Origin of the sequence: Pseudomonas sp. URMO17WK12:I7 (assembly GCF_003269045.1) — a bacterium.
Taxonomy (GTDB): domain Bacteria; phylum Pseudomonadota; class Gammaproteobacteria; order Pseudomonadales; family Pseudomonadaceae; genus Aquipseudomonas; species Aquipseudomonas putida_J.
In genome coordinates this window covers 43,243-57,586 of record NZ_QLTL01000003.1, presented here as the reverse complement: position 1 = coordinate 57,586, position 14,344 = coordinate 43,243, and the positions used below count along the sequence as shown (strand labels likewise).

Annotated in this window: 11 protein-coding genes and 2 tRNA genes; all 13 read right to left on the bottom strand. The window is 62.7% G+C overall.

The annotated features are described in order from the left end of the window. Nucleotides 1-15 precede the first annotated feature (15 nt). The 13 genes from H040_RS04455 to argR all read right to left on the bottom strand — a co-directional run bounded on the left by H040_RS04455 (nucleotide 16) and on the right by argR (nucleotide 14,262). Nucleotides 16-92, bottom strand: a tRNA-Arg gene (locus H040_RS04455). A gap of 106 nt (nucleotides 93-198) precedes the next feature. Then, nucleotides 199-289 (bottom strand) — tRNA-Ser (locus tag H040_RS04450). 72 nt (nucleotides 290-361) lie between these two features. Beyond that, on the bottom strand, nucleotides 362-550 hold the full coding sequence (csrA, locus tag H040_RS04445) for a carbon storage regulator CsrA (protein ID WP_003254503.1): 189 nt from the start codon (nucleotides 548-550) through the stop codon (nucleotides 362-364). Nucleotides 551-717: 167 nt separating this feature from the next. Further along, nucleotides 718-1,953 carry an aspartate kinase gene (locus H040_RS04440; protein WP_027921100.1) on the bottom strand — a complete coding sequence of 412 codons (1,236 nt, stop codon included), beginning with the start codon at nucleotides 1,951-1,953 and terminating at the stop codon, nucleotides 718-720. 244 nt (nucleotides 1,954-2,197) lie between these two features. Then, a complete protein-coding gene (gene alaS / locus H040_RS04435; RefSeq protein WP_027921099.1) occupies nucleotides 2,198-4,822 on the bottom strand; it encodes an alanine--tRNA ligase in 2,625 nt (874 codons plus the stop codon). 306 nt (nucleotides 4,823-5,128) lie between these two features. Continuing rightward, entirely contained in the window at nucleotides 5,129-6,136 is a 1,008-nt protein-coding gene (gene astE / locus H040_RS04430) for a succinylglutamate desuccinylase (protein WP_027921098.1), read from the bottom strand. Nucleotides 6,137-6,146: 10 nt separating this feature from the next. Then, nucleotides 6,147-6,437 (bottom strand): hypothetical protein, encoded by a 291-nt coding sequence (locus tag H040_RS04425; RefSeq protein ID WP_027921097.1) that lies wholly within the window; start codon nucleotides 6,435-6,437, stop codon nucleotides 6,147-6,149. A 14-nt stretch (nucleotides 6,438-6,451) separates the two neighbouring features. Further along, nucleotides 6,452-7,801 (bottom strand): N-succinylarginine dihydrolase, encoded by a 1,350-nt coding sequence (gene astB, locus H040_RS04420; RefSeq protein ID WP_027921096.1) that lies wholly within the window; start codon nucleotides 7,799-7,801, stop codon nucleotides 6,452-6,454. A 23-nt stretch (nucleotides 7,802-7,824) separates the two neighbouring features. Next, nucleotides 7,825-9,288: a succinylglutamate-semialdehyde dehydrogenase gene (astD, locus tag H040_RS04415; protein WP_027921095.1), complete on the bottom strand. Its 1,464-nt coding sequence runs from the start codon at nucleotides 9,286-9,288 to the stop codon at nucleotides 7,825-7,827. Next, nucleotides 9,289-10,317 (bottom strand): arginine N-succinyltransferase, encoded by a 1,029-nt coding sequence (astA, locus tag H040_RS04410; RefSeq protein WP_027921094.1) that lies wholly within the window; start codon nucleotides 10,315-10,317, stop codon nucleotides 9,289-9,291. A 79-nt stretch (nucleotides 10,318-10,396) separates the two neighbouring features. Next, a complete protein-coding gene (aruF, locus tag H040_RS04405; protein WP_027921093.1) occupies nucleotides 10,397-11,416 on the bottom strand; it encodes an arginine/ornithine succinyltransferase subunit alpha in 1,020 nt (339 codons plus the stop codon). 126 nt (nucleotides 11,417-11,542) lie between these two features. Next, nucleotides 11,543-12,763 carry an aspartate aminotransferase family protein gene (locus H040_RS04400; protein ID WP_027921092.1) on the bottom strand — a complete coding sequence of 407 codons (1,221 nt, stop codon included), beginning with the start codon at nucleotides 12,761-12,763 and terminating at the stop codon, nucleotides 11,543-11,545. Between the two features lie 518 nt (nucleotides 12,764-13,281). After that, nucleotides 13,282-14,262 (bottom strand): transcriptional regulator ArgR, encoded by a 981-nt coding sequence (gene argR, locus H040_RS04395; protein WP_027921091.1) that lies wholly within the window; start codon nucleotides 14,260-14,262, stop codon nucleotides 13,282-13,284. Between the last annotated feature and the right edge of the window lie 82 nt (nucleotides 14,263-14,344).

Genomic DNA, 14,344 nt, shown 5'->3' with positions numbered 1-14,344 from the left:
AAGCCACTTCAAAAGTGGCGGACTCAGCAGGATTCGAACCTGCGACCGCTCGGTTCGTAGCCGAGTACTCTATCCAGCTGAGCTATGAGTCCGTGTCTTGCCGCGCATGATAGTTCGCTGAAACATTTTTGCAAGAACTTTTTCGTTTAACTTCAACGACTTAGCGTTCCTACCGCTTACAGCGCCCTACGCAAATAATGGCGGTGAAGGGGGGATTCGAACCCCCGATACCCTTATGAGGTATACTCCCTTAGCAGGGGAGCGCCTTCGGCCACTCGGCCACCTCACCGCAACACGAGGCGAATATTAAAGAACCTCTTTCACCTTTGCAACCCTTTTTTTGAAAAAAACTTCAAAAAAATTAAAGGCTTGGCTCTTCATCCTTCTCCTTCTTGATCCGCAGGTAGATTTCCTCGCGGTGAACAGCCACTTCCTTCGGGGCGCTGACGCCAATACGCACCTGGTTGCCTTTGACGCCGAGCACCGTCACGGTGATCTCGCCGTCTCCAATGATCAGGCTCTCGGCGCACCGACGAGTCAGAATCAACATAGCTTTCTCCTTACGCAAAACATTCAGGGATTACAGTCTTGGGATGTCAGGGCCTTGCCGTGGGCCACGGCACAGGGCCTGGATGATCGCCCCGCCGGCAGGACAGGGCCTGCGTGGCGACCAGAAACGCGAAGGGCGCGGCTAAGCCGCGCCCTCCAGGCAAGGCGTTACTCGCCCTGTCGGGCCGGAGCATCGAGCTCGAACGCGGTGTGCAGCGCACGTACGGCCAGCTCCAGGTACTTTTCTTCGATGACCACCGAGACCTTGATTTCGGACGTGGAGATCATCTGGATGTTGATGCTCTCCTTGGCCAGGGCTTCGAACATGCGGCTGGCTACGCCCGCGTGGGAGCGCATGCCAACGCCGACGATCGACACCTTGGCGATCTTGGTGTCGCCGATCACTTCACGGGCACCGATTTCACGTGCGGTGTTTTCCAGCACGCTGTAGGCCTTCTCGTACTCGTTGCGATGCACGGTGAAGGTGAAGTCGGTGGTGTTATCGTGCGAAACGTTCTGCACGATCATGTCCACTTCGATGTTCGAAGCGCTGATCGGGCCGAGGATCTTGAAGGCAACGCCCGGGGTGTCCGGCACGCCACGAATGGTCAGCTTGGCCTCATCACGGTTGAAGGCGATACCGGAAATGATCGGCTGTTCCATGGATTCCTCTTCATCAATGGTAATGAGGGTACCTGGACCCTCCTTGAAGCTGTGCAGCACGCGCAGCGGAACGTTGTACTTGCCGGCGAACTCCACCGAGCGGATCTGCAGCACCTTGGAACCGAGGCTGGCCATTTCCAGCATCTCTTCAAAGGTGATCTTCTCCAGGCGGCGGGCCTGCGGCACGACGCGCGGGTCGGTGGTGTAGACGCCATCGACGTCGGTGTAGATCTGGCACTCGTCAGCCTTGAGCGCAGCCGCCAGGGCCACGCCGGTGGTGTCGGAGCCACCACGGCCGAGGGTAGTGATGCTGCCGTGCTCGTCGACACCCTGGAAACCGGCCACCACGACCACGCGACCTTCCTTGAGGTCGGCACGGATCTTCTGGTCATCGATCTGCAGGATGCGCGCCTTGTTGTGCGCGCTGTCGGTGAGGATGCGCACCTGGTTGCCGGTGTAGGACACCGCTGGCACACCGCGCTTGATCAAGGCCATGGTCAGCAGAGCAATGGTGACCTGCTCACCGGTCGACACGATCACATCCAGTTCACGCGGAACCGGCTGATCGGTGATCTGCTTGGCCAGATCGATCAGGCGATTGGTTTCACCGCTCATGGCCGACAGCACAACCACCAGGTCGTCGCCCGCTTCACGGTGTTTCTTGACCTTTTCGGCTACCTGCTCGATCCGCTCGATGGAACCGACAGAGGTGCCGCCAAATTTCTGTACGATCAACGCCATTTCAATGGTGCCTCAGCCCATACCGGGCCTCAAAAAAACCATCCAACATGAAGGAGCCGGCGGGGTGGCCTGTGTGGCCAATTCTTGCACTCAAATTCGGCACCAGGATTCACCTCGCAGCGTTGCCACTCCTCGCCGTAGCCCAGCTACGACTCGTCGCGGCGCCTTGCGCGGCAAACCCTGGCACTCGAATGTGAGCACAAGAATTAGCCGTACAGGCCACTAGACCGCCGGCCCCTTCATCTCAAAGTCCCTGCTCTGCAAACGGCACGGCCAGCGCCAGGGCCTGGTCCAGTGCAGCGACGTCGACGCCACCACCCTGGGCCATGTCCGGACGGCCACCGCCCTTGCCACCCACTGCCGCAGCGGCTTGTTTCATCAGGTCACCAGCCTTGAGTTGGCTGGAGAGGTCTTTGGTCACGCCGGCCACCAGCACGACCTTGCCCTCATGCTCGCTGCCCAGCAGGATCACTGCGTGGCCGAGCTTGTTCTTCAACTGATCGACCAGGGCCAGCAGGGCCTTGCCATCCTGCCCATCCAGGCGAGCGGCAAGCACCTTGGCACCCTTGACCTCAACGGCCGCATTGGAGAGATCGTCCCCGGCGGCGCTGGCGGCCTTGGCCTGCAGCTGCTCGAGCTGCTTTTCCAGCTGACGGTTGCGCTCAAGCACAGCCGACAGCTTGTCGATCAGGTTGTCACGGTTGCCTTTGACCAACTGCGCGGCTTCCTTGACCTGCTCTTCGGCAGCATTCAGGTAGGCCAGTGCAGCGGCACCGGTAACCGCTTCGATACGGCGTACGCCCGAGGCCACGCCGCCTTCGCTGATGATCTTGAACAGGCTGATATCGCCGGTGCGCTTGGCGTGGATACCACCGCACAGCTCGACGGAGAAGTCGCCGCCCATGCTCAGCACGCGCACGGTATCACCGTACTTCTCGCCAAACAGGGCCATGGCACCCTTGGCCTTGGCGGTTTCGATATCGGTCAGCTCGGTTTCAACCGGGGTGTTCTTGCGCACTTCACGGTTGACGATGTCTTCCAGGGCCTTGATCTGCGCAGGCGTTACCGCTTCGAAGTGGCTGAAGTCGAAACGCAGGCGTTGGCTGTCGACCAGCGATCCCTTCTGCTGCACGTGCTCGCCCAGGACCTGGCGCAGCGCTTCGTGCAGCAGGTGAGTGGCCGAGTGGTTCAGCGAGGTGGCGTGCTGCACGTCGGCATCGACCTTGGCCTCGACTGGCGAGCCGATGACCAGTGCACCGCTGGCGACCACGCCGTGGTGCAGGAAGGCACCGCCGGTCTTGGTGGTGTCGCGCACATCGAAGCGTGCAGCGCCGGCCTGCAGGAAGCCGCTGTCACCGACCTGGCCGCCGGATTCGGCGTAGAACGGCGTGCGATCGAGGACCACGACGCCCTGCTCGCCTTCACCCAGCTGATCGACGGACTGGCCGTCCTTGTACAGGGCGATGATCTTGCCCTGGCCTTCGGTGGCGTCATAACCGAGGAACTCGGTGGCGCTGTCGACCTTGACCAGGCTGTTGTAATCCATGCCGAAGCTGCTGGCGGAACGGGCACGCTCGCGCTGGGCTTCCATTTCACGCTCGAAGCCGGCTTCGTCGATGGTCAGCTCGCGCTCACGGGCGATGTCGGCGGTGAGGTCCATCGGGAAGCCGTAGGTGTCGTAGAGTTTGAACACCACGTCGCCCGGGACCACGTCGCCCTTGAGTTGCGCCAGGTCCTGCTCGAGGATGCGCAGGCCCTGCTCCAGGGTCTTGGCGAACTGTTCTTCTTCAGCCTTGAGCACACGCTCGATGTGAGCTTGCTGGTTCTTCAGTTCTGGGAAGGCCTCGCCCATCTCGGCGGCCAGGGCAGCGACGATCTGGTAGAAGAAGCTGCCCTTGGCGCCCAGCTTGTTGCCGTGGCGGCAAGCGCGGCGAATGATGCGGCGCAGCACGTAGCCACGGCCTTCGTTGGACGGCAGCACGCCGTCGGCAATCAGGAAGCCGCAGGAACGGATGTGGTCGGCAACCACTTTCAGCGATGCCTGGCCGTCGTTGCTGCAACCGATGGCCTTGGCCGCGGCAGACAGCAGGTTCTGGAACAGATCGATCTCGTAGTTCGAGTGCACGTGCTGCATGACCGCACTGATGCGCTCCAGGCCCATGCCGGTATCGACCGACGGCGCTGGCAGCGGATGCAATACGCCATCGGCAGTGCGGTTGAACTGCATGAAGACGTTGTTCCAGATCTCGATGTAGCGGTCGCCGTCTTCTTCCGGCGAGCCGGGTGGGCCGCCCCAGATGTCGGCGCCGTGGTCGTAGAAGATCTCGGTGCACGGGCCGCACGGGCCGGTGTCGCCCATGGTCCAGAAGTTGTCGGAGGCGTACGGGGCGCCTTTGTTGTCACCGATGCGCACCATGCGCTCGGCCGGCACGCCGACTTCCTTGGTCCAGATGTCGTAGGCTTCGTCGTCAGAGGCGTAGACGGTGACCCAGAGCTTTTCCTTGGGCAGGTTCAACCACTGCTCAGACGTCAGGAAGGTCCAGGCGAAGGTGATGGCGTCGCGCTTGAAGTAGTCACCGAAGCTGAAGTTGCCCAGCATTTCGAAGAAGGTGTGGTGACGCGCGGTATAGCCGACGTTTTCCAGGTCGTTGTGCTTGCCACCGGCACGCACGCACTTCTGGCTGCTGACTGCGCGGGTGTAGGCACGCTTCTCGGCACCGAGGAAGCAGTCCTTGAACTGGTTCATGCCAGCGTTGGTGAACAGCAGGGTCGGGTCGTTGTTCGGGATCAGCGAACTGGAGGCGACTCGGGTATGGCCCTGCTCTTCGAAGAAGCGAAGGAAGGCTTCACGGATTTCTGCGCTTTTCATAGGTTCTTCCACGGAAACGGCGGCCCTTGGGGGCAAACACGTCGACGAAACGACGGCAAAGGGCCGCATTATATCGGTCCTGCAATCTCGGTGCAGTGTGTTTATGCGATAGAAAGCGTCGATTGGACGGCTTTTAAGGCGCCTGCAAAACAAAATGACATGGGCGGATGCTAAATGCAGCCTTTCGCCACTGGCAAGCCAATTACCGCCCAAGGGAAGGGAAAATGGAACAGGCGGTGAATTAAAAGGTTTTCATCAATAATCGGATCCGAAAACCAGCCGCCGTTTTCAACGGCGGCTTTGACGTCAGCCCAGGCGCTGCCCCGAATCTGGCACGATCAGGATCCCGGCACGCAGGCCATTCTTGACCCTGGGGTTGGGGAAAATGATCCGCGCCCCCTCCTCCTCGACCACCCAGCGCATCTCTGCCAGGTCCTCGGCCAGCAGGTAACCCTTGCTCAGCTCGGAGAAGTTCTCGATGTCCGCCGGCAGGTGCAGGTGGAAGCTGTCACTGTGCTTGATGATCTCGCGCGCCACGCTGAACAGCTTCAGGCCGTCCAGCGAGCCGTCGATCTCGGGCTCGGTATCCTCGATGATACGAATCAGGCGCTCTTCGAGCCTGTCGAGGTTGACCTGCTCGTTCTGCCCGAACGGCCGGGCCTTGCCGAGCTCCAGGGTAAATGCCTCGGCATCCAGCTGTTCGTAGGTGAAGGCACTGAAGGTGATCGACGACTTGTTCTGCAGCAGCACAGCCTCCATGCCGGCTGCCGCCAGGCGGGCCAGCTCGCGACGGGAATGCTTGCGCCCCTCCTTATAAGGGTACAGGGCAAACTGCTCGATTTTCGAACCGCGGATGGCTGTATGCAGGTCGTAATGCAGGCGGGTGCGTTCCGGCTTGCTGAAGAACACCCGGGCGAACTGCTCCAGCTCGGCTGCACGCAATGCCTCGAAACCACTGGAGAGCTCGTGGCGGCCGTTGAACAGGCGGTTGATATCCTGCTCGACGAAGCGCTCGCCCTTGCGGATGGCCACGGGGTTGCCGAACAGGAACAGAATCCGCGCGCGCGGCTTGACCTTGCCGTTGGCAACGCCATGCAGGAGCCTTTCGAGCAGCTCGATCGGTGCCGTCTCGTTGCCGTGTATGCCGGCCGACAGCAGCAGGTCCAGCCCACAATCCTCGCCTTCAGGTGGGCGCACCTCCAGTGCGCCCTCCCCCAACCAGCGCAACCGCACGCCCTTGGGTGTCACTTGGGTCTTCTCGGCCGGCTCGTGATCGGTCAGGGTCAGCTCGAGCAATTTGCCAAGGGCGAGCATAGGCGCTTCCTTAGTGGTGGTGGCCGCAGTCGGGGCCATGGACGTGATCGTCATCTTCGCCGACCTCTGCCGGCTCCATTTCCAGCTGCAGGCTGACCAGGTTGGTGGCCATCGGGCGCAGCAGCAGGTTGGCGTATTCAGCATCGCCTTCCTCGACATCCACGCCGATCAGCAGCTGGCCACGGCCGTCCTGCTGAACCCACACTTCCTTGCCTTGCCAGACAATGGCAAAACGGGTGCAGGAGGTTTCCAGCTGGGTGCCGTCTACATCTTCGAGGATCAGGCGCAGGGCGTCGGTCATTGCAAATTCTCTCTTCAAGGTTGGCGTTGGAACGGGTACACCGAGCCCAACTTCAGGATCTGGGTCAATTCATCCAGCGCGGTACGGCATTCCAGCAGCAGCTGCGGGTCGGCAAGGTCGGCTTCGCCAAGGCGATCGCGGTAGTGCTTGTCGACCCACTGCACCAGCGTGTCGTACAGCGGGGCGGTCATGATAACGCCTGGATTGACCGCCGCCAGTTCCGATTCCTTCAATGCCACGCGCAAACGCAGGCAAGCCGGGCCACCGCCGTTCTGCATGCTCTGCTTGAGGTCGAACACCTTGACCTCCTTCACCGCGCCCCCCTGGGCAGTCAGTTGGCCGAGGTAGGCCCAGACCCGCTCGTTGTTGCGGCACTCCTCCGGCACCACCAGCAGCATCGAACCATCGTCACGGCTGAGCAGCTGACTGTTGAACAGGTAGGAACGCACTGCATCCTCTACCGCTACCGCCGCGCGTGGCACGCGGATGGCCTGGAAATTGCCACCCTTGCTGGCCAGTTTAGCCTGCAGTTGGCCAAGCACCGCGTCGGTCTCGAGGAAAGCGTCCTCGTGATAGAACAGCACTTCACCGTTACCGACCGAAATCACATCGTTGTGGAACACGCCCTGGTCGATTACCGCAGGGTTCTGTTGAGCGTAGACCACACCATCATCGCTCAGCCCATGCAGCCTGGCCACGGCCTGCGAAGCCTCCAGCGTCTGCCGCGCCGGGTACTTCTGCGGCGCCGGGTAGCGGCTGTCGAAGGCGCTGCGGCCATAAACGAAGAACTCCACCCCGGCCTCGCCATAGTCACGACAGAAGCGCGTGTGGTTGGCCGCGCCCTCGTCGCCGAACTGTGCCACGGCAGGCAGGGCTTCGTGGTGGGCAAAGTGTTTCTCGTTGTTGAACATCGCCGCCAGCACACGGCTGGTGGTCGGGTGCTCGATGCTGCGGTGGTACTTGCAATTGAGGTTGGCAGCCGTGAAGTGCACGCGGCCATCTGCGGTGTCGGCACTCGGGCTGACAGTGGCGGCATTGGCCACCCACATGCTCGAGGCCGAGCAACTGGCGACCAGCAACGGCATGGCCTCCTTGGCGGCACGCTGGATCACCTCGGCATCGCTGCCGCTGAAGCCCAGGCGGCGCAGGGCGGCCACGTCGGGGCGCTCCTGTGGCGCCAGCACACCCTGCTTGAAGCCCATGTCGGCCAGCGCTTTCATCTTGGCCAGGCCCTGACGCGCGGCTTCACGCGGGTTGGAGCCTTGCTGGCTGTTGCTTTGCGAAGCCACGTTACCGTAGGACAGGCCGCCGTAGTTGTGGGTAGGCCCCACCAGGCCATCAAAATTCACTTCATAGGATTTCATCGGCTAGGCTCCGTGACCTGTTGTTATAGGGTGACGCCCGGCGTCAGGGTCGCCGGCAAGGCAAGGCTGGCGGTCTCCAGCGAAGCTACGGGGTAAGCGCAGTAATCGGCTGCGTAATAGGCGCTGGCACGGTGGTTGCCACTGGCGCCCACACCGCCGAACGGCGCACTGCTGGCGGCGCCGGTCAGCTGCTTGTTCCAGTTGACGATGCCGGCGCGGCTGCGCAGCCAGAAGTACTGGTAGCGGGCACGGGAATCGGACAACAGGCCGGCGGCCAGGCCGTACTGGGTGTTATTGGCCTCGTCGATGGCAGCATCGAAATCGGCATAGCGGATCACTTGCAGCAGCGGGCCGAAGAACTCTTCGTCCGGGCGTTCGGCCACGGCGGTGACATCGAGAATGCCAGGCGTCAGCAGCGCGGCGTCGGCCTGGGGCTGGGTCATTGCCAACAGTTTCACGGCGCCCTTGGCCAGTAGTTCGGCCTGGGCTGCGATCAGGGCCTGCGCCGCCTGCAACGAGATCACCGAGCCCATGAATGGAGCCGGCTGCTGATCGAAAGCACCGACGGTAATGCCCTGGCACACTTCGACCAGCCGGGCGACCAGCGCATCGCCCCAGGCCCCCTGCGGCACCAGCAGACGGCGCGCGCACGTGCAGCGCTGGCCGGCAGAGATGAACGCCGACTGGATGATGGTGTACACCGCGGCGTCGAGGTCCTTGACCTCATCCACCACCAACGGGTTGTTGCCGCCCATTTCCAGGGCGAGGATCTTGTCCGGGCGCCCGGCAAACTGTTGGTGCAGCAGGTTGCCGGTGCGACTGGAGCCCGTGAAGAACAGGCCGTCGATACCCGGGTTGGCAGCCAGTGCCACACCGGTTTCACGTGCTCCCTGAACCAGGTTGAGCACCCCGGCCGGCAGGCCCGCGGCGATCCAGCAATTGACCGTCAGCTCGGCGACCTTGGGGGTCAGCTCGCTAGGCTTGAACACCACACAGTTACCCGCCAGCAGCGCCGGGACGATATGGCCATTGGGCAAATGTCCGGGGAAGTTGTACGGGCCGAACACCGCCACCACACCATGGGGCTTGTGCCGCAGCACGGCCGTGGCATCGGCCAGCGGGCCGCTCTTCTCGCCAGTGCGCTCGCGGTAGCTCTGCACCGAAATCGCCACCTTGTTGACCATGCTGGTCACTTCCGTGGCCGATTCCCACAACGGCTTGCCGGTTTCCTCACCGATGCAGTGCGCCAGCGCCTCGGCATGTTGCTTCAATTGCTCGGCGAACTTCTCCAGCACGTCGATACGCGCTTCCAGGCTCAGTTGCGCCCAGGCCGGGAATGCCTGGCGGGCAGCCTTGACGGCTGAGTCGACCTGGCCGGCATCGGCGCCCTGCCCTTGCCAGACAACCGCCTGAGTCACCGGATTGAGCGACTGCAGGGCTTCGCCCTTGCCCGCCAGCCAGTTGCCTGCGATGTAATGCGTAGTCATTTACTGGGCCTCCCGGCTTGCCGACAGCGGCACGGCGCGCACATTGTCGCCGGCGCCCATGCGCAGACGCTTGGCGGTCTGCGGGTCGACCACCAGGGTGCCGGCGGCCAGGCGCGCGGGCGCAGCAGTGATGCGGCAGTCGTCGCGCTTGCGGTTGTGGATGATGTAAGGGGTAGCGTCATCGCCTGGCGTGCCCACGGCCAGCACCAGGGTCTCGCTGTCGCGCACGGCGCGGATCTTAGAGGTCTCGCATTCGATGGCCGGGCCGGCGTCGAAGATATCGACGTAGCCCTGGTAGCTGAAGCCTTCCTGCTTGAGCATCGCCAGCGCAGGCTCGGTGTCGGTGTGTACGCGGCCGATGACACTGCGCGCAGCTTCGGACAGGAAGCAGGTGTAAAGCGGAAACTTGGGCATCAGCTCGGCGATGAACGACTTGTTGCCCACGCCAGTGAGGTAGTCGGCCTGGCTGAACTCCATCCTGAAGAAGTGCCGGCCCAGGCTTTCCCAGAACGGCGAACGGCCCTGCTCATCGGACATGCCCCGCATTTCAGCGATGATCTTGTTACCGAACAGTTCAGGGAATTCGGCAATGAACAGCATGCGCGCACGCGACAGCAAGCGGCCGTTGAGCCCGGAGCGATAGTCGCTTCGCAGGAACAGCGAGCACAGTTCGGAATTGCCGGTCAGGTCGTTGGCCAGGAACAGCGTGGGGATTTCGCGGTAGATCTTCAGCTCCTGGGAGGCGCTGACCGTCAGGCCGACCCGGTAGTTGTACCAGGGCTCGCGCAGGCCCACGGCCCCGGCGATGGCACTGATGCCGACCACCAGCCCTTCATCGTTCTCAAGCACGAACAGGTAATCGGTGTCGCCACGCTCGGCTTCGCCACGGAAGCTCTTCTCGGCCCAGCCAACACGGTGGCCAAGGCGCTCCTCGTTGGCTGGCAGGGTGGTCAGCCCGGTGGTACCGGTACTGCGGGCCAACTCGATCAGCGCGGGTAAATCGCTGCTGCGTACAGGACGAACGATCATGCTATCTCCTTGTGCGGCGGCCTGTGCCTGCCGCATGACTCTCTATACCTGCCTGCTGTTCCGGTTTGCGCGCCGGCGCTCAGGCGGCAACCAGGCGCACGCTGGCGCCTTCGCCTACACCCAGAGCCTCGGCCGCCTTGCTGCTCAGGCTGACCGGCTTGCCCGGCACCCAGTCCAGCTCCAGCAACACCGCGCGGTAGTCCTGCAACTGGCCGTTGCACACCAGGTACGGGCGCCCGCCCTTGACCGGGGTATCGTCCACCTTGACCGGCACCACGCGGCTCTGGGCGATCGAGCGGATGCCCGAGGCACGCGCGTGCAGGGTCGGCCCGCCGTCGAAGATGTCGATGTAGTGCTCGGTCTCGAAGCCTTCGCGCATAAGGATATCGAAGGTGATCTGGGCCCGCGGGTGCACCTGGCCCATGGCTTCCTGGGCCTCATCGGGCAGCAGCGGCACATAGATCGGGTAATGCGGCATCAGTTCGGCGAGGAAGGTGCGGCTCTTCAGGCCGCACAGGCGCTCGGCATGGGCGTAGTTGAGGTCGAAGAAGTTGCGGCCGATGGCGTCCCAGAACGGCGACTCGCCCTGCTCGTCGCTGTAGCCGACGATTTCGGTGACCACCGAATCGGCGAAGCGCTCGGGGTGCGAAGCCATGAACAGCAGGCGACCTCGGGAGTTGAGCTCCGCCCAACCACTGTTCACCAGTTCCGGCAACACATAGAAACTGGTCAGCAGGCTATTGCCGGTGAGGTCGTGGCACAGCGACAAGACATGGATCTTGTTGTGGATCTTCAGCTCGCGCGAGGCGTGCACGAAGGTCTCGTTGCGAAAGCTGTAGAACGGCTCGGAGTAGCCGGCCGAAGCAACGATGGCCGAGCAGCCGGCGAGCTTGCCGGTGTCGCTGTCTTCGAGCACGAAGAAGTAGCTCTCTTCACCGTTGAAGCTGACTTCAGCAGCGAAGGAGGTTTCCGACGCGGCAATCTTGTCGCCCAGGCGGGCGGCATCGTCCGGCAGCGAGGTGACACCAACGGGGCTGTCGGCAGCCATGCGCTGCACTTCGTTCAGATCAGCCATTTGCGCGGGGCGCATCACCAGCATGGTGTCACTCCTTTGGAAAAACGGGCCATCCAGGACGGCACGGAAAAACGGCGGGCGCAACGGCACCCGCACTGGAATTCGAGCTTCACCGACCCGCGACGGATCGGTGAAGCGACCGCAGGCCGATCAGCCTTTGGTCAGTTGCGCCACAGCGCGTTCAAAGCGGTTCAGGCCTTCGTCGATATCGGCATCTTCTACCACCAGGCTTGGCGCGAAACGGACCACATCAGGGCCGGCCTGCAGCACCATCACGCCTTCTTTTTCAGCGGCGTTGAGCACGTCCTTGGCCTTGCCCTGCCAGGCTTCGGTCAGCACGCAGCCGATCAGCAGGCCGACGCCACGCACCTGGCTGAACAGGCCGTACTGCTGGCCGATCTTCTCCAGGCGGGACTTGAAGCGCTCGTGCTTGGCCTTGATGCCGGCCAGGGTCTGCGGGGTGTTGATCACGTCCAGCACGGCGCAAGCAACGGCGCAGCCCAGCGGGTTGCCGCCGTAGGTGGTGCCGTGGGTACCCACGGCCAAGTGCCTGGCGATGTCGGTGGTGGTCAGCATGGCGCCAATCGGGAAACCACCGCCCAGGCTCTTGGCACTGGTCAGGATGTCCGGGGTCACACCGTAGTGCTGGTAGGCGTACAACGAACCGGTACGGCCAACGCCAGTCTGCACTTCATCAAAGATCAGCAGGGCATTGTGTTCGTCGCACAGCTTGCGGGCACCTTCCAGGTAAGCCTTGTCGGCCGGTACCACACCACTCTCGCCCTGGATCGGCTCGATCACCACGGCGCAGGTTTTGTCGGAAATCTGTGCCTTCAGCGCTTCCAGGTCGTTGTAGGGCACGTGGCTGATGCCGGTGATCTTCGGGCCGAAGCCGTCGGAGTACTTCGGCTGGCCACCGACGCTGACGGTGAACAGGGTGCGACCATGGAAGCTGTTCACGGTGGCGATGATTTCGTGCTTTTCAGGGCCGAAGCGGTCGTGGGCGACGCGGCGAGCCAGCTTGAAGGCGGCCTCGTTCGACTCGGCGCCGGAGTTGCAGAAGAACGCACGGTCGGCAAAGGTGGCATCGACCAGCTTGTGCGCCAGGCGCAAGGCCGGCTCGTTGGTGAAGACGTTGGATACGTGCCAGAGGGTATTGGCCTGTTCGGTCAGGGCCTTGACCAGTGCCGGGTGGCAGTGGCCCAGGGCGTTCACCGCGATGCCGCCGGCAAAATCGATAAGCTCACGGCCCGACTGGTCCCAGACGCGGGAACCCTCGCCTCGCACAGGAATGAAGGCCGCCGGAGAATAATTGGGAACCATGACCTGGTCGAAATCGGCACGTTGCACCGGGGCTTGCTCAACGGACATCTGAGTCTCCTGAAGAGGAACGCTGGCCTGGAAGTGGCGAGCGATGGGGGGATTGTAAGGACTGATCCGCGCCTGTCCTTGCGGCCAAGCGACAACTTGTTACAGCGCAAAACCCAGTTTTACCAAGGCTTTCGGCAATGCGACAAACACTGTCGCAATCGCGCAGTGTACGGGAGAGAGGGGGCTGGGTGAACGGGTGTGCACAGGCAAATGGATGTAGCAGCGGATGCAAGGCGTAGTTGGTGTGTAGTGGCGAAAATCGAGCGCCGCCCGCGCGGCGCATCGCGGATGAATCCGCTCCTACATTTGTTGCAACGTGCCGAACCTGTAATGCCATGGTTGCCAGCCCTGGCGCAGGTCTTGAGCCGTGCAAATCGGCTGACAATCATGGCCTCGCAGGCATGGCCACGTTGCAACAAATGTAGGAGCGGATTCATCCGCGATGCGCCGCGCGGGCGGCGCTCGATTTCAGCACCACCCTCAAACCCAAGGCATGCACCCCGACCCCACCCGAAACCTCAGCCCTTTTCGGCCGGCGCCGAGCTCAGTTCAAACGGGCTGCTGCTACGCCGCTGGTTGCGGTCCTCCCGCGGCGTGGCGCCGAAGAAGTTGCGATAGGCACTAGAGAAATGCGGCCCCGAGGAGAAGCCACAGGACAACCCGATCTGGATGATCGACTTGCTGGTCTGCATCAGCATCTGCCGCGCCTTGTTCAGCCGCAGCTCCAGGTAATACTGGCTCGGCACGCGGTTGAGGTACTGCTTGAATATGCGCTCCAACTGCCGGCGAGAGACGCAGACGTGCTGGGCAATTTCATCAGTGGTCAGCGGCTCTTCGATGTTGGCTTCCATCAACAGCACGGCCTGGGTCAACTTCGGATGGCTCGAACCAAGGCGGTTCTGCAGCGGAATGCGCTGGCGCTCGCCACCTTCGCGAATGCGCTCGACCACCAGTTCCTCGGACACCGCCCCGGCAAGCTCAGCACCATGATCGCGGGCCAGCACCGCCAGCAACAGGTCGGTCACCGCCATGCCACCACAGGCCGTCAGGCGATCACGATCCCAGTCGAACAAATGGCTGGTGGCAATCACCTTGGGGAACCGCTCGGCGAAATCATCCTGCCAGCGCCAGTGCACCGCCGCGCGGTAGCCATCGAGCAAACCAAGCATGGCCAGCGGGTACACGCCAGCAGACAGCCCCCCGATCATGCAACCACTGCGCGCCAACTGCTTGAGCGCCGACGAAAGCGCCGAACCCACCGCTTGAGGCAAATCGTCTGCCAACAGGAAGAGCTTGTGACAGCCCTCCAGGCGGCCATTCCACGGCTCGCCCGGCAGGCGCCAGGCGCCCTCCTCGGCAGGCTCCGCCTGAAGGAAGGAAATCTCGTAGACCACCTCCGGATGCACCCGCTGGGCCACCTGCAACACTTCCTCCGCCAGCGCCAAGGTCAAAGGCTTGGTGCTTGGCCAGATGAGAAAACCGATTCGCTGGGTGGTCATAGGGTGCGGTCCGAAACCTGGGTTCGTTCGAGTCAGTGGCGCCGGGTCAGGCTGCGCTCGCTGCGCAGCATGCCCTATTCTG